At 64.5% G+C, this 19530-nt stretch carries 15 protein-coding genes; 14 read left to right on the top strand and 1 reads right to left on the bottom strand.

What is annotated here, in order from left to right:
- The first annotated feature begins 36 nt into the window (after positions 1 to 36).
- The 11 genes from bamB (at position 37) to AB3X86_RS05135 (ending at position 12902) form a co-directional block, all read left to right on the top strand.
- Positions 37 to 1182, top strand: coding sequence for an outer membrane protein assembly factor BamB (gene bamB / locus AB3X86_RS05185; RefSeq protein WP_368586073.1), 1146 nt, complete (start codon positions 37 to 39; stop codon positions 1180 to 1182).
- Positions 1183 to 1649: 467 nt separating this feature from the next.
- Positions 1650 to 2987 carry a ribosome biogenesis GTPase Der gene (gene der / locus AB3X86_RS05180; RefSeq protein WP_013089777.1) on the top strand — a complete coding sequence of 446 codons (1338 nt, stop codon included), beginning with the start codon at positions 1650 to 1652 and terminating at the stop codon, positions 2985 to 2987.
- A 175-nt stretch (positions 2988 to 3162) separates the two neighbouring features.
- Positions 3163 to 3399 carry an RNA chaperone Hfq gene (gene hfq, locus AB3X86_RS05175; RefSeq protein WP_006051315.1) on the top strand — a complete coding sequence of 79 codons (237 nt, stop codon included), beginning with the start codon at positions 3163 to 3165 and terminating at the stop codon, positions 3397 to 3399.
- A 58-nt stretch (positions 3400 to 3457) separates the two neighbouring features.
- On the top strand, positions 3458 to 4645 hold the full coding sequence (gene hflX, locus AB3X86_RS05170) for a GTPase HflX (RefSeq protein WP_368595155.1): 1188 nt from the start codon (positions 3458 to 3460) through the stop codon (positions 4643 to 4645).
- 49 nt (positions 4646 to 4694) lie between these two features.
- Complete coding sequence (gene hflK, locus AB3X86_RS05165; RefSeq protein ID WP_368595154.1) at positions 4695 to 6098, top strand: FtsH protease activity modulator HflK; 1404 nt, start codon at positions 4695 to 4697, stop codon at positions 6096 to 6098.
- A 15-nt stretch (positions 6099 to 6113) separates the two neighbouring features.
- Positions 6114 to 7019 carry a protease modulator HflC gene (hflC, locus tag AB3X86_RS05160; protein ID WP_176108228.1) on the top strand — a complete coding sequence of 302 codons (906 nt, stop codon included), beginning with the start codon at positions 6114 to 6116 and terminating at the stop codon, positions 7017 to 7019.
- A gap of 43 nt (positions 7020 to 7062) precedes the next feature.
- The gene (locus AB3X86_RS05155; protein ID WP_176108229.1) at positions 7063 to 7254 is read left to right on the top strand and encodes a DUF2065 domain-containing protein; all 192 of its coding nucleotides are present in this window, start codon (positions 7063 to 7065) and stop codon (positions 7252 to 7254) included.
- A gap of 217 nt (positions 7255 to 7471) precedes the next feature.
- Positions 7472 to 8623, top strand: coding sequence for an ATP phosphoribosyltransferase regulatory subunit (locus tag AB3X86_RS05150; protein WP_176108230.1), 1152 nt, complete (start codon positions 7472 to 7474; stop codon positions 8621 to 8623).
- Positions 8624 to 8843: 220 nt separating this feature from the next.
- On the top strand, positions 8844 to 10190 hold the full coding sequence (locus AB3X86_RS05145; protein WP_368595153.1) for an adenylosuccinate synthase: 1347 nt from the start codon (positions 8844 to 8846) through the stop codon (positions 10188 to 10190).
- 18 nt (positions 10191 to 10208) lie between these two features.
- Positions 10209 to 10781 carry a phosphoribosyltransferase gene (locus AB3X86_RS05140; RefSeq protein WP_013089770.1) on the top strand — a complete coding sequence of 191 codons (573 nt, stop codon included), beginning with the start codon at positions 10209 to 10211 and terminating at the stop codon, positions 10779 to 10781.
- A 234-nt stretch (positions 10782 to 11015) separates the two neighbouring features.
- Positions 11016 to 12902 carry a potassium transporter Kup gene (locus AB3X86_RS05135; protein ID WP_368595152.1) on the top strand — a complete coding sequence of 629 codons (1887 nt, stop codon included), beginning with the start codon at positions 11016 to 11018 and terminating at the stop codon, positions 12900 to 12902.
- Between the two features lie 153 nt (positions 12903 to 13055).
- Here AB3X86_RS05135 and AB3X86_RS05130 read toward each other — a convergent pair whose 3' ends face one another.
- On the bottom strand, positions 13056 to 15407 hold the full coding sequence (locus AB3X86_RS05130; RefSeq protein ID WP_368595151.1) for a Tex family protein: 2352 nt from the start codon (positions 15405 to 15407) through the stop codon (positions 13056 to 13058).
- A 265-nt stretch (positions 15408 to 15672) separates the two neighbouring features.
- Here AB3X86_RS05130 and AB3X86_RS05125 point away from each other — a divergent pair, with 265 nt between their 5' ends.
- The 3 genes from AB3X86_RS05125 to AB3X86_RS05115 all read left to right on the top strand — a co-directional run bounded on the left by AB3X86_RS05125 (position 15673) and on the right by AB3X86_RS05115 (position 19358).
- Positions 15673 to 16674, top strand: coding sequence for a hypothetical protein (locus AB3X86_RS05125; protein WP_368595404.1), 1002 nt, complete (start codon positions 15673 to 15675; stop codon positions 16672 to 16674).
- A 148-nt stretch (positions 16675 to 16822) separates the two neighbouring features.
- Positions 16823 to 17041, top strand: a complete 219-nt coding sequence (locus AB3X86_RS05120; RefSeq protein WP_013089766.1) for a DUF465 domain-containing protein — start codon at positions 16823 to 16825, stop codon at positions 17039 to 17041.
- A 64-nt stretch (positions 17042 to 17105) separates the two neighbouring features.
- A complete protein-coding gene (locus tag AB3X86_RS05115) occupies positions 17106 to 19358 on the top strand; it encodes an ATP-dependent DNA helicase (RefSeq protein ID WP_368595150.1) in 2253 nt (750 codons plus the stop codon).
- The last annotated feature ends 172 nt before the right edge of the window (positions 19359 to 19530 follow it).

Below are 19530 nucleotides of genomic sequence, written 5' to 3'. Positions count from 1 at the left end.
CTCCTTTAATCCAATTCCTGAATGCTTCGTCCACCGATGAATCTGCTGAAACGTTACGCCGTGCCCGTTATCTGTGCGATGACCGTTCTCACGCTGGCGGCTTGCTCATCCACGAAAGACGAGCGCCGTGTGCCGACGCCGCTCACCGAGTTCAAACCCGTTCTCGACGTGCAGCAGTCCTGGTCGGCGAGCGTCGGCAAGGCGGGCCGCTACATGTTCTCGCCGGTTGCCGTCGGCAATGCCGTGTACGCTGCCGGCACGAACGGCACGGTCGCCAAGATCGACGCGCAAACCGGCAAGGACGTGTGGCGCGTCAAGCTGCATGACGATCTGTCGGCGGGCGTCGGCAGCGATGGCACGCTCACCGCGGTCGGCGGCCTGAAGGGCGACGTATACGTGCTCGGCGCGGACGGCAAGGAGCTGTGGACCGCGAAGGCGCCGGGCGAGATCATTTCGCCGCCGCTCGTCGGCAACGGCCTCGTGGTCGTGCGCACGATCGACGGCCAGATCGTCGCGTTCAACGCGCAAACCGGCGAACAGAAGTGGAACTTCCGCAACCGCGCGGTGCCGTTGAACCTGCGCGTGTCATCGGGCATGACGTTCGCGGGCGACGCGGCCGTGCTGGCCGGCTTCCCGGGCGGTTCGTTCGCCGCTATCAATCTGCAGACGGGCGACGCCTACTGGCAGACGCCGGTGTCATATCCGAAGGGCGTGACCGAGGTCGAGCGTATCAACGACGTGACCGGCCCGCCCACGCTGGTGGGTTCGGAGACCTGCGCGGTGACGTTCCAGGGCCAGATTGGCTGTTTCGACGCGAACTCGGGCCGCGCGCTGTGGGGCAAGCCGTTCTCGAGCACGAGCGGCCTCGCGCAGGATGAGCGCAGCGTGGTCGCCGCCGACGACTGGTCGGTCGTGTCCGCGTTCGACGTGAACAATGGTTCGGTGCTGTGGAAGAACGAGGCGCTGAAGAACCGCGAACTGAGCGTGCCGATGCTGCTCGGCCGCGCGGCCGTGTTCGGCGACTATCAGGGCTTCGTGCATTTCCTGTCGACCGCCGACGGCACGCTCGTCGCGCGGGTCAAGACCGACGGCAGCGCGATTACCGCCGCACCGGTGCTGGCCGGCGACACGCTGGTCATCCAGACGCGCGATGGCGGCCTGTTCGGCTATCGTCCGCGCTGATCGCTATAGATGGTGTCAGGCACGCAGGCCGGCTTTGCCGGCCGCGCGCCTTTTAATTGAAGTCTGCGTGGGCTTTGGCGCACGGCTCCTGCCTCGGGTTGCCACTCCGTCCGTGGCGTGATCGGGCAGGCTCAATAGAAAAATCGCCGGACGGGCTGGTCCGGCAAGTCGGATCGAAGCTGCGCCCGCCGGCATCGAAGGCGGTGCGTGCGCTTGGTCGGCGGCTTTGCGAACCCCGGAAGCACTCGCGCACGAGCGTCGGCCGCCGAGCAGCCCGGTCTGAAGCAGGCGACCCCCGGTGGCATCTGCGCAGCCACTCCCGTCCGCCTGGATGCGCGTGTCGATCGCGCATCCGAAGCAGGCTGAATTCGTGATAATTTCGTCAAAACGCCGCCGCGTGGCGGCTGCCTGGCGTCGCTAAGCGCGCGATCGATTGCGATCCCGCGTTTCACCGTGAACAACATCAGATGAAACCCGTTATTGCCCTCGTTGGGCGCCCCAATGTGGGGAAATCCACGCTGTTCAACCGCCTTACGCGTTCGCGTGATGCGCTGGTTGCCGACCTGCCCGGTCTCACGCGCGATCGCCACTACGGCGAAGGACGGACCGGCGAGCGGCCTTATCTGGTCGTCGATACCGGCGGCTTCGAGCCTGTCGCGAAGGACGGCATCCTGCACGAGATGGCGCGCCAGACCCGTCAGGCGGTCGAGGAGTCGGACGTCGTCGTGTTCATCGTCGATGGCCGCAACGGGCTCGCCCCGCAGGACAAGTCGATCGCCGACTATCTGCGCAAGGTCGGCCGGCCCATCTTCCTCGTCGTCAACAAGGCCGAGGGGATGAAGTACACCAACGTCGCAGCCGACTTCTACGAACTCGGTCTCGGCGACCCGCGCGCGATCTCGGCCGCGCACGGCGACGGCGTCACCGACATGATCAACGAGGCGCTCGAAGTCGCGTATGCCGGTCAGCCGGAAGAGAGCGAGGAAGACAAGGAAGCGCGCGGCGTGAAGATCGCGATCGTCGGGCGGCCGAACGTCGGCAAGTCGACGCTGATCAATGCGCTGGTCGGCGAAGAGCGGGTGATCGCGTTCGATATGCCCGGCACTACGCGCGACTCGATCTACGTCGATTTCGAACGTAACGGCAAGCCGTATACGCTGATCGACACGGCCGGCCTACGCCGCCGCGGCAAGGTGTTCGAGGCGATCGAAAAGTTCTCGGTCGTGAAGACGCTGCAGTCGATTTCCGATGCGAACGTCGTGATTCTGCTGCTCGACGCGCGTCAGGACATCTCGGATCAGGATGCGCACATCGCTGGCTTCGTCGTCGAGCAGGGCCGCGCTCTGGTGGTTGGCGTGAACAAATGGGACGGTCTCGATCCGCATGTGCGCGAGCGCACCAAAGCCGACCTTGAACGCAAACTAAAATTCCTGGACTTCGCCAAATTCCATTTTATTTCCGCCGCGGAAAAAACCGGGATTGGGCCGCTGATGCGTTCGGTCGACGACGCGTACACGGCCGCGATGTCGAAGCTGCCGACGCCGAAGCTGACGCGCGCGCTGATCGAGGCGGTCGAGTTCCAGCAGCCGCGCCGCCGCGGTCCGGTGCGTCCGAAGCTGCGTTATGCACACCAGGGCGGGCAGAATCCGCCGATTATCGTGATTCACGGCAATGCGCTCGACGCGATCACCGACACGTATAAGCGGTACCTCGAAAATCGCTTCCGGGAAACTTTCAAGCTGACGGGGACTCCATTGCGAATAGAGTTCAGATCGTCGACGAACCCTTACGCGGACAAAGGCTGAAGCAGGCTGAAGCTGGTCTTAAACCTGGGCTGAAACCCGCATGTATGCTGGGTTTGGCCGGTGGTCCCGGGCCCGCGCGTCGAAATGAAAATCAGCTATAGTGTAGCGGTTGGTGGCGGATCTCTTTTTCTTCGCCGTCAATTCAGTCAACCTGCAAAAAAATACGGAGTTTGCTATGAGCAACAAAGGGCAATTGTTACAAGACCCGTTTTTGAACGCACTGCGTAAAGAGCATGTGCCGGTGTCGATCTACCTGGTCAACGGCATCAAGCTTCAAGGGAACATCGAATCGTTCGACCAGTACGTCGTGTTGCTCCGGAATACGGTCACCCAGATGGTCTACAAGCACGCGATTTCGACGGTCGTGCCGGCCCGTCCGGTGAATTTCCACCCGGATTCCGAACAGTCCTAACCCTCGCCGCGGCCGGCACAGCGTCGCCCGTTGGCGATTCGCTCCCGGTCGCGTCATTTTGATACCCTCCAATTTGATCAATGCAGCGCTCGTTGGCATCGACTTCGGCAAGATCGATTTCGAAGCCAGTCTCGAAGAACTCAGCCTGCTCGCGCAAAGCGCGGGGGCGAACCCCGTAGTCACCCTCACCGGACGCCGTTCCAGTCCCGACGCGAAGATGTTCGTCGGCAGCGGCAAGGCTGAAGAATTGCGCCTTGCCTGTGAAGCGGACGACATCGAACTCGTGATCTTCAATCATGCTCTGGCGCCTGCGCAGCAGCGCAATCTGGAGCGGGCGCTTAATCGGCGCGTGGTCGATCGCACCAGTCTGATCCTCGACATTTTTGCGCAGCGCGCGCGCAGCCACGAAGGCAAGCTGCAGGTCGAGCTCGCGCAGCTGCAATATCTGTCGACCCGGCTGATTCGCGCGTGGACCCACCTCGAACGTCAGAAGGGCGGTATCGGTTTACGCGGTCCGGGTGAAACGCAGCTCGAAACCGACCGCCGGCTGATCGGCGAGCGCATCAAGGCACTGAAGATCCGCCTCGACAAGCTGCGCCGCCAGCACGGCACGCAGCGTCGCGCGCGTAATCGCAACCAGACGATGTCGGTGTCGCTCGTCGGCTATACGAACGCTGGGAAATCGACGCTCTTCAACGCTCTTACCAAGGCGCAGGCGTATGCCGCCGACCAGTTGTTCGCGACGCTCGATACCACCTCGCGGCGCGTGTATCTCGGCGACGAAGCGGGGCAGGTAGTGGTGTCCGATACCGTCGGTTTCATCCGCGAACTGCCGCATCAGCTCGTCGCGGCGTTTCGCGCGACGCTCGAGGAAACCATTCACGCGGACCTGTTGCTGCATGTCGTCGATGCATCCAGTGCGGTGCGGCTCGATCAGATCGATCAGGTGAACGAGGTGTTGCACGCGATCGGCGCGGACACGATCCGCCAGGTGCTCGTGTTCAACAAAATAGATGCGGTGCCAGAGCTGGCAGCCCGTGGGGACGCGGTCGAGCGGGACGAGTATGGTAATATTTCGCGCGTCTTTTTGAGCGCGCGCACCGGGCAGGGGCTGGATGCGTTGCGCGCTGCCATCGCTGAAATCGCTACAGCCGAACCGCTTGCCGAGATGCCGCCCGATGCGTCGCAAGATGACCGCTCGGCGCAACTGCGCGAAGACCACAAGATTCCAGAACTCGGGCACTGACCCGTTCCAATTGCACTGACCCGCTGTCTACTCTGGTGAACGAACACAGGTGAACGATTACAACGAGCGGAGTGTCTGGCTGCGTATGCGCGCCTTGCTTTCACTGAACGATCCGCGTTGGGGCCGGGGCGACGGCAACGGCGACCGGCAACGGCCGAACGATCCGAAGCGACCGGGGCGCGACGGTGAAGGTCCGCCCGATCTCGACGAAATGTGGCGGGATTTCAATCGCCGTCTGTCCCGGATTTTCGGGCGCAAGGGCGGTGTCGGCGGCGGTGGCCGTCCGGACAACGGCCGCGGCGCGCGCATCGGCGTCGGCATCGTAATCGGCGTGCTGATCGCAATCTATCTCGGCAGCGGCGTGTTCGTCGTACAGGATGGCCAGGCGGCCGTCGTGCTGCAGTTCGGCAAGTATCGCTATACCGCGGCGCAGGGCGTGCACTGGCGTCTGCCGTATCCGTTCGAGTCCCACGAGTTCGTCAACGTCGGCCAGATCCGCCAGGTCGAGATCGGCCGTAGCAACGTGGTGCGTCTCGCCAACGTGAAGGATTCATCGATGCTCACGCACGACGGCGACATCGTCGACGTGCGCTTCGCCGTACAGTACCAGGTGCGTAAGCCCAACGACTTTCTGTTTCGCAGCGTCGATCCCGATCAGAGCGTGATGCATGCCGCGCAGGCGGCGGTGCGCGGCATCGTCGGAGCGCACAGCACCAGCGATATTCTCGATCAGGATCACGAAACACTGCGCCAGCAGCTGATCGCGTCGATCCAGCAATCGCTCGATCAGTATCAGTCCGGTCTCGGAGTCACGGGTGTGACGATTCAGAGCGTGCAGGTGCCAGAGCAGGTGCAACCCGCGTTCGCCGACGCTGCGAAGGTGCACGACGAAAACGAACGCGCCAAACGCGATGCGCAGGCTTATGCCGCCGAGCTCGTGCCGCGCGCGCAAGCCGACGTCGATCGTCAGGTCCAGGAAGCCAAGACCTACAGCCAGAACACGGTCGCGCAGGCGCAGGCCGAGGCCGAGCGCTTCAAGCAGGTCTACGCGCAATACGCAAAGGCGCCGGCCCTCGTGCGCTTCCGCCTGTACATGGAAACCATGCAGCAGATTTACGCGAACGCGACCAAGGTGTTCGTCGACGCGAAGAACGGCAACAACGTGCTGTATCTGCCGCTCGACAGGCTCGTCGAGCAGAACCGCGAGCGTCAGGCCGCGGCGGCGGGCGCCGCCGCTTCAGGTCCGGCCGTCGCGGGCGCGCCGCAAGCGGCGAGCGCGGCTGCGCCGTCGGCTGCGTCGGCCGCTGAGACCGGTGCCGCGGCGGGCTCCGCCGCCGAGGGCGCATCCGGCCCCGCCGCTTCCGCGCCTGCGCCGGCGAGCCGGCCGAGCGCCGCGTCGCTGCGTTCGCGCGAAGCATTCCGCAATCGCATGCGCGAAGAAGACGTTCAATAAGGAGCGCACGAGAATATGAACCGAATCATTGCGCTCGTCGTCGCCGTCGTCATCGTGCTGTTCGCGGCATCGTCGATGGTGTTCGTCGTCGATCAACGGCATATGGCCGTGCTGTCTGCGCGCGGCGACGCCGTGCCCACGCTGCTTGGCCCAGGGCTGCACGTGAAGCTGCCGCCGCCGTTGCAAACGGTGACTTTCGTCGACAATCGCATCCAGTCGCTCGACGCACCCGACGAAGATCATTACGTCACGTCCGACAAAACCGATCTGCTGGTCAACCCGGTCGTCAAGTTCCGCGTGACCGATCCGCTGAAGCTGATCGCCGAAACGAAAGGCGATCCGCAGAGCCTGCCCGACCGGCTCGCGCTGCTGTCGCGCGGCGCGCTCGGCGACGCGTTCGGCAAGTTCACACTATCCGACGCGCTCGCGAAACAGCAGGCGGTCGCCGAAGAGGCGCGCGGTGCGATGGACAAGAGCGCGGCATCGCTCGGCGTGTCGGTCGTGGATGTGCAGCTCACCCGCGTCGATTTCCCGGCGGCGGTGGCCGACTCGGTGTTCAAGCGCATGATCGCCGCGCGCCAGCAGGTCGCAGCGGACGAGCGCGCGAAGGGCGCCGCAGAAGCGAACCAGATCCGCGCTGACGCGCTCGCGAAGCAGCAGGCGGTGCTCGCCGACGGCCTCGCCCAGGCCCAGGGCATTCGCGGCGAAGGCGATGCGAAGGCCGCGGAGATCGCCGCCGAAGCGTTCGGCAAGGACCCGCAGTTCTATCAGTTTTATCAAAGCATGCAGGCGTACCGGAAGACCTTCAAACCGGGCGATCTGATCGTGGTCGACTCCAGTAGCGAGTTCTTCCGCTTCATGCGTAGCCCGACCGGCGGCGTCGCCCCGGACGCTTCCGCGCCTGCTGCGCACAAACGCTGATTACCGAAGGCCGCGGCATCCGCATCGCGGCCGCTTCACTCGCATGGACATAGCTGGCTCGTTATTGCTCGCGATCGCGCTGATGCTGATTATCGAGGGGATGTTTCCGTTCGTTTTTCCGAGCGCCTGGCGCGACACGTTTCGTAAAATAGCGGAACGACCGGCGCATCAGATTCGGGTCGGCGGGCTCATCGTGATGTTGCTCGGGCTGGTTCTGCTGTTCATCGCGACCTGAAGCCGGCTTGCTTGTCTGACGAACGCTGCGTGCTGCCGCGTGTTTCGTCCGCCCAAGCGAAACGCCGACTGTTCCGGTCAGGCCGCAGCGCGTCGCGCGCGAGCCGCAAAACGCCGCCCGAGCGTCGGTGTCAGCCGCCAGAATCAAGCCGCTATACGCCTTCACACTCATCATCGGCGCTACAAGACGCCGTGTTCAACGCCGTAGGACTGTATCGATGTCGACCTGGTTGCTTCCTGAGAATATCGCCGACGTGCTGCCGTCGGAGGCCCGCAAGATCGAAGAATTGCGGCGTCATTTGCTGGACCGTTTCCGCTCGTACGGCTACGAGATGGTGATGCCGCCGCTGCTCGAATACCTCGAGTCGTTGCTGACGGGCGGTGGGCAGGACCTGAATCTGCGCACCTTCAAGCTGGTCGATCAACTGTCGGGCCGCACGCTCGGTCTGCGCGCCGACATCACGCCACAGGTCGCGCGTATCGACGCGCATCTGCTGAACCGCCAGGGTGTCACGCGTCTTTGCTACGCGGGCAATGTCGCGCATACGCGGCCGCGCGGCCTGCATGCGACGCGTGAGCAGATCCAGATCGGTGCGGAAATCTACGGCCACGCGGGCCTCGAAGCGGACCTCGAAATCCAGCAGCTAATGCTCGACGCACTGCGTCTCGCCGGCCTCGCGAAGGTGCGTCTGGACCTGTGTCACGCGGGCGTGCTGGCGGCGCTGATCGAAGCCGAGCCGGCCGCCGAGGAACTCGGCCAGGCGCTCTACGACGCACTGGCCGGCAAGGACGTGCCGCGCCTCGTCGAGATGACCGCGCAATTTTCGCCGGTGATTCGCGATGCGCTGCGCGCGCTGCCCACTTTGTACGGCGACGCTTCGGTGCTCGAAGAGGCCCGCGCGCGTCTGCCGAATTCGCCGGCGATCGCCCGCGCGCTCGATGACCTCGCGTTCCTCGCGAGCCAGGTCGACGGCGCCGAAGTGATGATCGACCTCGCCGATCTACGCGGCTACGCGTACCACAGCGGCGTGATGTTCTCCGCTTACGTGGACGGCGTGCCGAACGCGGTGGCGCGCGGCGGCCGTTACGACCACGTCGGCCAGGCCTATGGCCGCGCCCGCGCGGCAACCGGCTTTTCGCTGGATCTGCGTGAAGTCGCGCGGATCTCGCCGATCGAAGCGCGCAGCAGCGCGATCCTCGCGCCGTGGCGGCACGACGAGGCGTTGCGCGTGGCGGTCGCGGCATTGCGCGATGGTGGCGAAGTGGTGATCCAGGCGCTGCCTGGCCACAAGCACGATCTCGATGAATTCGCGTTCGACCGCGTGCTGGTCGAGCGCAATGGCGCATGGGTGGTCGAACCGCGCGCTTGAGACGCGCGTTCCGATCGACTCCGCCGGGAACAGGTTTCCGGCGCTCGCTACAGGGCGGTGCAACCATCGCCCGAACCGGGCGCGGTCGAGCGACTTTTCGCGGCCGCGCATCCCTCGCAATACTCAACATAACGTGCATACCGTTGAGCGGAAACGGAAAAATTCCGGAAGCTTCCGCGAACCTAGGTAAAATACGTTTTTAACCAGCTTACGAAACAACATGTCTGCCAGCGCAGTGAATGTGAACCCCGGGCGCAACGTCGTCGTCGTGGGTACCCAATGGGGTGATGAGGGCAAGGGCAAGATCGTCGACTGGCTGACGGACCACGCTCAGGGCGTCGTTCGCTTCCAGGGCGGTCACAATGCCGGTCACACACTTATCATCGGCGGCAAGAAAACCATCTTGCGTCTGATTCCGTCGGGCATCATGCATGCCGGCGTCGCGTGCTATATCGGCAATGGCGTCGTGTTGTCGCCGGAAGCGCTGTTCAAGGAAATCGGCGAACTCGAAGCCGCCGGCATCGACGTCCAGAAGCGTCTGTTCATTTCCGAAGCCACCACGCTGATCCTGCCGTATCACATCGCGATCGACCAGGGCCGCGAAGCGCGCCGCGGCGCGAGCAAGATCGGCACGACCGGCCGCGGCATCGGCCCGGCATATGAAGACAAGGTCGCGCGCCGCGGCCTGCGCGTGCAGGACCTGTTCGACGCGCCAGCCTTCGCCGAGCGCCTGCGCGAAAACCTCGACTACCACAACTTCGTGCTCACGCAGTACCTCGGTGCAGCCGCGGTCGACTTCCAGCAAACGCTCGACACGATGCTGAGCTACGCCGACCGTCTGAAGCCGATGGTCACCGACGTGTCGCGGCGTCTCTACGACGTCAACGCGAACGGCGGCAATCTGCTGTTCGAAGGCGCGCAGGGCACGCTGCTCGACATCGACCACGGCACCTATCCGTTCGTCACGTCGAGCAACTGCGTCGCGGGTGCCGCGACAGCGGGTGCGGGCGTCGGTCCGCAGAAGCTCAACTATATCCTCGGCATCACCAAGGCGTACTGCACGCGTGTTGGTTCGGGCCCGTTCCCGAGCGAACTGTACGATGCGGACAATACCTCGCGTCAAGACCCGATCGGCCTCGAACTCGCCACCGTCGGCAAGGAATTCGGCTCGGTCACCGGCCGTCCGCGTCGCACCGGCTGGCTCGACGTCTCGGCGCTGCGCCGCTCGATCCAGATCAACGGCGTGACGGGTCTGTGCATGACCAAGCTCGACGTGCTCGACGGTCTCGACGAGGTGAAGCTGTGCGTCGGCTACACGGTCGACGGACAGAACGTCGATCTGCTGCCGCGCGGCGCGACGGAAGTCGCGCGCTGCGTACCGGTCTACGAAACCTTCGCGGGCTGGAAGGAAAGCACGGTCGGCATCAAGGAATGGGACAAGCTGCCCGCCAACGCGCGTGCGTACCTGACGCGCGTGCAGGAAGTCGCGGGCATTCCGATCGACATGGTGTCCACCGGTCCGGATCGCGACGAAACGATTCTGCTGCGTCATCCGTTCAAGGTTTAAGTGATGCAAGGTGTACCGATGATCGCGATGAAAGATCCGCGTAACGACGACAAGAACCTGTGGGTCGGCTGGGACGAATATCACCGGCTGATCGAGGTGCTCGCACTTGCCGTGCACGAATCGGGCTGGAAGTTCGACAAGATCCTGTGCCTCGCGCGCGGCGGTCTGCGCGTCGGCGACCAGCTATCGCGCATCTACGATCTGCCGCTGGCCATTCTCGCAACGAGCTCGTATCGCGAGGCGGCCGGCACGCAGCAGGGCGAACTCGACATCGCGCAATACATCACGATGACGCGCGGCGAACTGCACGGCAACGTGCTGCTCGTCGACGACCTCGTCGATTCGGGTGTCACGCTCGCGCGCGTGCAGCAGCATCTGAAGGAACGCTATCCGGCCATCACTGCGGTGCGCTCAGCGGTGCTGTGGTACAAGGGCTGCTCGAAGGTGAAGCCCGATTATCACGTGCAGTATCTGCCGACCAACCCGTGGATTCATCAGCCGTTCGAGGAGTGGGACACGGTGCGTCCGCATAACCTCGGCGCGTGGATCAAGCGCGGCATTGCCCAGGCCGAGGAGGCGTCGGGCAATTAACGCAAGGCCGCGCGCGGCATCGCGGTGTCACAAAACGGAGCCCAGTCGGGCTCCGTTTTTTATGCGCCCCACACGCCGCGCTGGGACGCCCGCCCCGCGGCAGACGCGTCCATATCGCAGTGCTACACTGCGCGGACATCCACGTGGCGTATCCACAACAAGCCGGGCGGTACCGGATGGGCAGTTTAAAATAGCGGGCGTTTTTTCCGCCCAGGAACGGATTTCCTCGCGTCCATGACAGATAACAACCACGAACACAAACAGCCGCTTCCTTCCCTTGCGCTTGCCGCGATCGGAGTGGTGTTCGGCGACATCGGTACGAGTCCGTTGTACTCGCTGAAGGAAGCCTTCAGCCCGTCGCACGGTATCCCGTTGACCGATCAGTCGATCCTGGGCGTGATCTCGCTGCTGTTCTGGGCCATCATGATCGTGGTCGGCGTCAAGTACGTGCTGTTCGTGATGCGCGCCGACAACAACGGCGAGGGCGGCGTCCTCGCGCTGATGGCGCTGGCGTTGCGCTCGGTCGATCAGAAATCGAAAATGGCCGGCCTGCTGATGATGCTCGGCATCTTCGGCGCCTGCATGTTTTACGGCGACGCGGTGATCACGCCAGCGATCTCGGTGATCTCGGCGGTCGAAGGTCTGGAAATCGCCGCGCCGCATCTGTCGCATCTGGTGATTCCGCTGACCATCGTGATCCTGATCGTGCTGTTCTGGATCCAGCGGCACGGCACGGCCACGGTCGGCCGTCTGTTCGGGCCGATCATGACGCTGTGGTTCCTCGTGCTTGCCTTGCTCGGCCTGTGGCACATCATGCAGTCGCCGAACGTGATCCGCGCGCTCAATCCGTACTACGCGTACACCTTCATGGCCGCGCACGTGCTGCAGGCCTACGTGGTGCTCGGCTCGGTCGTGCTGGTCCTGACCGGCGCCGAAGCGCTGTACGCGGACATGGGCCACTTCGGCGCGAAGCCGATCCGCATGGCGTGGTACGTGCTCGTGATGCCGTCGCTGGTGCTGAACTACTTCGGCCAGGGCGCGTTGCTGATGCACGACTCGAAGGCGATCGAAAATCCGTTCTTCCTGCTCGCGCCGGACTGGGCGCTGTTGCCGCTCGTCGTGCTGTCGACGGTTGCGACGGTGATCGCTTCGCAGGCGGTGATTTCGGGCGCGTACTCGCTGACGAGCCAGGCGATCCAGCTCGGCTACGTGCCGCGCATGAAGGTCCTGCACACGTCCGAACTCGCGATCGGGCAGATCTACGTGCCGGTCGTGAACTGGATGCTGCTGTTCATCATCCTTTGCATCGTGATCGCGTTCAAGAGCTCCGACAATCTGGCGGCCGCGTACGGTATCGCGGTGACGGCAACGATGGTGATCACGACGATCCTCGCGTGCGTCGTGATGGTGAAGGTATGGAACTGGAACAAACTGCTCGTCGGACTCATCATCGGCGTGTTCCTGGTGGTCGACCTCGGCTTTTTCGGCGCGAATCTGCTGAAGGTCGAAGAGGGCGGCTGGTTGCCGCTGTGCATCGGCGGCTTGCTGTTCTTCCTGCTGATGACGTGGTTCAAGGGCAGGATGATCGTGAAGGAACGCACGGCCGCCGACGGTATTCCGCTGATGCCGTTCCTGCAAGGCCTGCTCGCGCATCCGCCGCATCGCGTGTCGGGCACCGCGATCTATCTGACCGGCAGCGATTCGCTGGTGCCGGTGAGCCTGCTGCACAACCTGAAGCACAACAAGGTGCTGCACGAGCGCACGATCTTCCTGACCTTCGTCACGCGCGACATTCCGTATGTGAAAGACTCCGATCGCGTGACCGTGAAGGACATGAACGGCGGGCTGTGGCTGGTGAAGGCAGCCTACGGTTTTAACGAAACGCCCGACGTGAAGGCGGTGCTGCTCGACGTCGGCCGCTCGCACGACATGACGTTCGAATTGATGGACACGTCGTTCTTCCTCGCGCGCGAAACGGTGGTGCCGACGCAATTGCCGGGCATGTCGGTGTGGCGCGAGCGGGTGTTCGCGTGGATGCATCAGAACGCCGCCAAGCCGACCGACTTCTTCAGCATCCCGGCTAACCGGGTCGTGGAACTGGGGACGAAGATCGAGATTTGACGGCCCGCGCGTGACGTGCGGGAGCGCCAACAAAAAGCCCACGCAATGCGTGGGCTTTTGATTCATGCGCGCGTGCGTGTAAGCGGTTGAGCGCGCGACGCAGTCGTGTAACGGACCAGAGCACGTCCAACGACGTGCACCGGTCCGATACGCTCACTTCTGCTTGAGCTTGGCAAACGCGGCCGCCATCGCGCCGCCCGGCTCCGGTTCGCGCGAGCGCTGCGGCGCGCCGCGTCCCGCTCCGCCGCGGTTGAGGCCGCCCGAGCCGCTGCGATCCTGCTGCGCACCGCCGCCGCTGCGCGCGGCCGCCGCGCCGGGTTCGTCATCGAGACGCATCGTCAGCGCGATGCGCTGGCGTTTCACGTCGACCTCCAGCACCTTGACCTTGACGATCTGACCGGCCTTCACGACCTCGTGCGGGTCCTTCACGAACTTCGTCGACATCGCCGACACGTGCACGAGACCGTCCTGATGCACGCCGACGTCGATGAATGCGCCGAACGCCGCGACGTTCGTCACGACGCCTTCCAGCACCATGCCCGGGATCAAGTCGCTGACCTTCTCGACACCTTCGCGGAACGTCGCGGTCTTGAACTCGGGACGCGGATCGCGGCCCGGCTTTTCGAGTTCGACCAGGATGTCGCGCACGGTTGGCAGACCGAAGCGTTCGTCGACGAATTCAGTGGGTGACAGTCCGCGCAACGCGTCGCGATTGCCGAGCACTTCACCAACCTGTTTGCTGATCTTCGCGAGAATGCGCTGGACGACCGGATACGCCTCCGGGTGCACCGAGGAGCGGTCGAGCGGATTCTCGCCGTTGTTGATGCGCAGGAAGCCAGCGGCCTGCTCGAAGGTCTTGTCGCCGAGGCGCGGCACCTTACGCAGATGCTCGCGCGACGGGAACGGCCCGTTCGCATCGCGATAGTCGACGATGTTGCGCGCGAGCGTCGCGTTCAAGCCCGAGACCCGCGCGAGCAGCGCGACCGACGCGGTATTCGCATCGACGCCGACCGCGTTCACGCAGTCTTCGACGACCGCGTCGAGCGAGCGCGCGAGTTCGCGCTGGTTCACGTCGTGCTGATACTGGCCGACGCCGATCGCCTTCGGCTCGATCTTTACGAGCTCGGCGAGCGGGTCCTGCAGACGTCGCGCGATCGACACCGCGCCACGCAGCGACACGTCCATGTCGGGGAATTCCTTCGCCGCGAGTTCGGACGCCGAGTACACCGACGCGCCCGCTTCCGACACGACGATCTTCTGCAGCTTCAGCTCCGGGTGACGCGCGATCAGCTCGCTCGCGAGCTTGTCCGTCTCACGCGACGCGGTGCCGTTGCCGATGCTGATCAGCTCGGCCTGCGTTTGCGCGGCAAGGCGCGCGAGCTTCGCGAGCGAGCCGTCCCAGTCGCGGCGCGGCTCGTGCGGGTAGATCGTGTCGGTCGCGAGCACCTTGCCGGTGCGGTCGACCACCGCCACTTTCACGCCGGTGCGCAAGCCCGGATCGAGACCGATCACGGCCTTCGGTCCGGCGGGCGCCGCGAGCAGCAGGTCTTTCAGATTGCGTGCGAACACGCGGATCGCTTCGTGTTCGGCTTCGTCGCGCAGATTGGTCAGCAGCTCGTTTTCCAGGTGCGGCTGTACCTTCACGCGCCAGCACCAGCGGCACACATCGGAGAGCCACTTGTCGGCGGGACGGTTCTGATTGGCGATGCCGAAGTGCCGCGCGATCAGCGCTTCACCCGGGTGCGGCACCTGCGCGTCGAGCTCTTCGCCGAGACCCAGCTTGATCATCAGCACGCCGGCATTGCGGCCGCGGAACAGCGCGAGCGCGCGATGCGACGGCACCGTGCGGATCGTTTCGGCGTAATCGTAGTAGTCGCGGAACTTCTCTTCCTCCGCCGTTTCCTTGCCTTCCACGACCTTCGACGACACCACGCCCTGGTTGAACAGATAGTCGCGCAGCTTGCCGAGCAGTTCGGCGGTTTCGCCGAACTGCTCGGAGAGGATGTCGCGCGCGCCGTCGAGCGCGGCCTTCACATCGGGGACGCCTTTGTCGGCGTCCACGTACGCCGCGGCTTCGGCTTGCGGATCGAGCAGCGGATTGCCGAGCAGCGCGTCCGCGAGCGGCTGCAAACCGGCTTCACGCGCGATTTGCGCGCGCGTGCGGCGCTTCGGCTTGTACGGCAGATAGAGGTCTTCCAGCACCTGTTTGCTGTCGGCGCCTTCGATCGCGCTGCGCAGCTCGTCGGTGAGCTTGCCCTGTTCGTCGATGCTCGCGATGATCGCCGCGCGCCGGTCTTCCAGCTCGCGCAGATAGAGCAGGCGTTCCTCGAGATTACGCAGTTGCGTATCGTCGAGATTGCCGGTCACTTCCTTGCGGTAACGGGCAATGAACGGAACGGTCGCGCCTTCGTCGAGTAGTTCCACCGCGGCCGCGACCTGGCGCGGCTGGACGGACAGTTCGGTGGCGATGCGCTGGACGATCTTGAGTGCTACGGTTTCCGTCATAAGGTCTTGGTATTCCTGCGGACTCAGTGATGGGCCGCGCGCGGGCGGCAATTCGGGACAGGCCGGGCGTGCGCCGCGACCAGGTTGCTAGAGCGGGGCATTTTGCCATAAATGCCAAAGGGCTCAACCGCGGGGTGTTAGAATTTCGGGCATGTTCCGTTGACCCTCTACGACGTTGCCAATCTCCTTGTCCCTTAACCGCCTGGTCTCTTCGCTGGCGTCAGGTTCGCTGCCGGGTCCGTCTCGGGGTTCGTCTCAATTGCCGCTGGTTTCGTTGCGCTGGCTTAGTCCGTCGGTCGTAACGGCGGCCGCGTCGTGCGCGGTCGCCGCAGCGCTTGCCGCGCCGGTGCCGGCCGCGGCGCAGAGCGCGACACCCGCGCAAGGTGCGGCGCCGGTCGCGGCCTCGGGCCCGCAAGCCGCCGCAACGGCCGGCAGCGCTCAAAGCGCGAGTGATGCAGCCGCGTTGGACAAGTCGTTCGACGAACGGCAACAGGTGCTTAACCAGCGCACCGACGACAACAACTATCAATTCGCTGTCGCGCAACACAACTGCTACAGCCGCTTCTTCGTCAATCACTGTCTGAATCGTGCGCGCGACGCGATGCGCAGCGTGCAGGCGGACATCCGCAAGGAGCAGCTCGCGCTCGACGCCGAGCAGCGTGCGCAGCGCGCCCGCGAGCGCGACGAACGCACAGCGTTACGGCGCGCGCAAAACGAGGCTGAAGCGCCGCAACGCGCCGCCGAAGACGCGCGCAACGAGCAGGCGTATCAGGAAAAGCAGCGTCAGCACGCGCTCGATCAGGCGCAGCGCAACGCCGAGGCGCCGCAGCGGGAAGCCAACGCGCAGGCCTACGAAGAGAAGCAGCGTCAGCACGCGCTCGAGCAGGCGCAGCGCAACGCCGCGGCACCGCAGCGCGAGGCCAATGCACAGGCCTACGAAGAGAAGCAGCGCCAGCACGCGCTCGACCAGGCGCAGCGTGGTGTCGCGCCGGCGCAGTCGGCGGCCAATCAGAAGGCCTACGACCAGAAGCAGAGCGACTACCAGCGCAAGCTCGAGGAAGCGCGTCGGCAGGGCGCGCAACAGGCCGTGGAGCGCCAGCAGAAACAGGAGAATTTCGAGCGGAAGCAGGCCGAGGCCGCGCAGCACAAGCTCGATGTCGAAGCGCGTCAAAAGCAGGCTGCCGAAAAGGCCGAGCAGAAGCGTCAGGACGAGTTGAAGCAGCAACAGCTCGAAGAGCAGCAAAAGCAGCAGCAACAGCAACAGTAAGCGTGCTGTAGTGGCAGTGCCGTAGAGTGAGCCGTGGCGGTCGTGGCCACGGCCGCCGTAGTCGCCGTAATGCGTTTTGAGCCGGACAGCAACCTCAGGCATCGGACCGCGCGCACGCGGCTGGTGCCGCCGACCAGAGGAGGCGAGCATGCGCGATCGTCATCACGTCATCGACGCAAACACACTTCGCGACCGCATTCTGCAACTGGAATCGGAGCATAGTGGACTTGACCGGTTGATCGACCGGATGTCGGATGAACCCGGCATCGACGACTTCGAGTTGCAGCGCCTGAAAAAGCGCAAACTCAAAGTCAAGGACACCATCATCTTGCTGCAATTGCAGCTCGAACCGGACGCGCGCGCCTGAGTTCGCGGCCTGGCAGGTGCTGGGGCGCGCAGCGCGCGAGCCGGACTTAGCAGGAACGCTTGCCTTGAATTCATCGCATCACACTTCATCCCGGGCCGCGCCGGACAACGCATCTGCTTCGGGCACGCCCTCGCCGCGTGCGGCAGCACCGGTGCCAGGCGTGTCGCTGAGTCGGCGCCGCGCGAGCGAGCTCGACGACATCTTCGCCGACAACGGTCTGCTCGCGCGGCAGATCGACGGTTATCGGCCCCGTGCGTCGCAGATCGAAATGGCGCGCGCGGTTGCCGCGGCGATGGAGGCGTCGGGTCGCGCGATGCCCGAGCCCGTGATGTTCGAGGCGCAGAAGCGCCCGGCACGGCGCCTGCAGCAGACCGGCGCTGAGGCCGCCTCTGAGTCGACCGAAACCAACGTCGAAGCCGACGGTGTCGAAGCGGGTGAGAACACGCTGATCGTCGAAGCCGGAACCGGCACCGGCAAGACCTATGCGTACCTCGTGCCGGCCATGCTGTGGGGCGGCAAGGTGATCGTCTCGACCGGCACCAAGCATCTGCAGGATCAGCTGTTCCAGCGCGACATTCCGACCGTGCGCGACGCGCTCGCGGTGCCGGTGTCGGTCGCGATGCTGAAGGGCCGCGCGAACTATCTGTGCCATTACTACCTGCAACGCACCGCGGACAACGGCCGTCTGCCGTCGCGCCAGGAAACCTCGTATCTGCAGGACATCGTGCGCTTCGCGAAGATCACGCGCACCGGCGACAAGGCCGAACTGGCGAGCGTGCCGGAGACCGCGCAAGTGTGGTCGATGGTCACCTCGACGCGCGACAACTGTCTCGGCCAGGAGTGTCCGCACTACAAGGACTGCTTCGTGATGCAGGCGCGCCGCGAAGCGCAGCAGGCCGATATCGTGGTGGTCAACCACCATCTGTTTTTCGCCGACATCATGCTGCGCGATACTGGCATGGCGGAGTTGCTGCCGACTGCGAACACGGTCATCTTCGACGAAGCGCACCAACTGCCCGAAACCGCCACGCTGTTTTTCGGCGAAACGCTATCGACCGCGCAGTTCCTGGAGCTCGCGCGCGATTCGGTGGCCGAAGGGCTCGGTCACGCACGCGATGCGCTCGATTGGGTCAAGCTCGGCGCGACGCTCGAGCGCGCCGCGCGCGACGTGCGGCTCGCGTTCAAGGAAGACACGGTGCGTCTGTCGATCGGCCAGTTGCCCGACGATCATCCGCTATTCCCCGCGCTCGACACGCTCGAAGCCGAGCTCGACGCATTGGCCTCGGCGCTGGCGGGGCAGGCTGAGCGAGCCGAATCGCTGGGCGCGTGTCTGCGTCGCGCGCGCGAGCTGCAGGACCTGCTCAGCGGCTGGACCACGCCGCCCACGAGCGCGGAACGCGACGCGGTTGCGACACGCGAAGGGGACGCAGGTGCCGAGCGCACCGATCCGAACGAAAAGGTCCGCTGGATCGAGGTGTTCTCGCACACGGTGCAGTTGCACGAAACGCCGTTGTCGGTCGCACCGATTTTCGCGAAGCAGCGCGCCGGCGTGCCGCGCGCGTGGATCTTCACATCGGCGACGCTGTCGGTGCGGGGCGACTTCACGCATTACGCGGCGCAGATGGGCTTGAACTCGAAGCGCTCGATGACCTTGCCGAGCCCGTTCGACTATCCGTCGCAAGCGCTTCTGTACGTGCCGCGCAATCTGCCGCAGCCGTCGTCGCCGATGTTCACCGATGCCGTGTTCGATGCGGCATTGCCCGCGATCGAAGCATCGGGTGGCGGCGTCTTCATGCTGTGCACGACGCTACGCGCGGTGGACCGTATCTCGGCGAAGCTGCGCGACGCGATCGAGTCGCGCGGCTGGGACTATCCGCTGCTGGTCCAGGGCGATGCGAGCCGCACCGAACTGCTCGATCGCTTTCGCGCGTACGGCAATGCGATTCTGGTCGGCAGTCAGAGCTTCTGGGAAGGCGTGGACGTGCGCGGCGACGCGCTGTCGCTGGTCGTGATCGACAAGCTGCCGTTTGCGCCGCCAGACGATCCCGTGCTGGCCGCGCGGCTCGACGCACTGACGAAGAAGGGCTTGAGTCCGTTCGCCGTGCATCAGCTGCCGCAAGCCGTGATCACGCTGAAGCAGGGCGCGGGCCGGCTGATTCGCGCGGAGACGGATCGTGGCGTGCTGATGATCTGCGATACGCGTCTCGTCGATAAACCGTATGGCCGCCGTATCTGGCAGAGTCTGCCGCCCTTCAAACGCACCCGCGAGATAGAGGTGGTCCGGGAGTTCTTCGAGGAACCGGTCGAACGCCGTTGAATGTCTTGATCGGTTGCTGCGCTCAGGTGACGCAGCGACCCAACGTCGTGTGCCGCGTGCGCGGTGCATCGCAAACAAAAAAGCCACGAATTTGCATTCGTGGCTTTTTTAATGCTGCTTGCCAGGGGCTGCCGGTTCGAGCAGCCTCCCGCATCGACGTTAGCTGCGACGG

It is taken from the genome of Paraburkholderia sp. BR14374 (assembly GCF_040948685.1).
GTDB classification, from domain to species: domain Bacteria; phylum Pseudomonadota; class Gammaproteobacteria; order Burkholderiales; family Burkholderiaceae; genus Paraburkholderia; species Paraburkholderia youngii.
This window is presented reverse-complemented; position numbering and strand designations above follow the sequence as displayed.

Excerpts from the sequence above, each read along its gene's own strand:
- bamB (WP_368586073.1), top strand. The coding sequence starts at position 37 with ATGAATCTGCTGAAACGTTACGCCGTGCCCGTTATCTGTGCGATGACC.
- der (WP_013089777.1), top strand. The coding sequence starts at position 1,650 with ATGAAACCCGTTATTGCCCTCGTTGGGCGCCCCAATGTGGGGAAATCC.
- hfq (WP_006051315.1), top strand. The coding sequence starts at position 3,163 with ATGAGCAACAAAGGGCAATTGTTACAAGACCCGTTTTTGAACGCACTG.
- hflC (WP_176108228.1), top strand. The coding sequence starts at position 6,114 with ATGAACCGAATCATTGCGCTCGTCGTCGCCGTCGTCATCGTGCTGTTC.
- AB3X86_RS05155 (WP_176108229.1), top strand. The coding sequence starts at position 7,063 with ATGGACATAGCTGGCTCGTTATTGCTCGCGATCGCGCTGATGCTGATT.
- AB3X86_RS05150 (WP_176108230.1), top strand. The coding sequence starts at position 7,472 with ATGTCGACCTGGTTGCTTCCTGAGAATATCGCCGACGTGCTGCCGTCG.
- AB3X86_RS05145 (WP_368595153.1), top strand. The coding sequence starts at position 8,844 with ATGTCTGCCAGCGCAGTGAATGTGAACCCCGGGCGCAACGTCGTCGTC.
- AB3X86_RS05140 (WP_013089770.1), top strand. The coding sequence starts at position 10,209 with ATGATCGCGATGAAAGATCCGCGTAACGACGACAAGAACCTGTGGGTC.
- AB3X86_RS05135 (WP_368595152.1), top strand. The coding sequence starts at position 11,016 with ATGACAGATAACAACCACGAACACAAACAGCCGCTTCCTTCCCTTGCG.
- AB3X86_RS05130 (WP_368595151.1), bottom strand. The coding sequence starts at position 15,407 with ATGACGGAAACCGTAGCACTCAAGATCGTCCAGCGCATCGCCACCGAA.
- AB3X86_RS05120 (WP_013089766.1), top strand. The coding sequence starts at position 16,823 with ATGCGCGATCGTCATCACGTCATCGACGCAAACACACTTCGCGACCGC.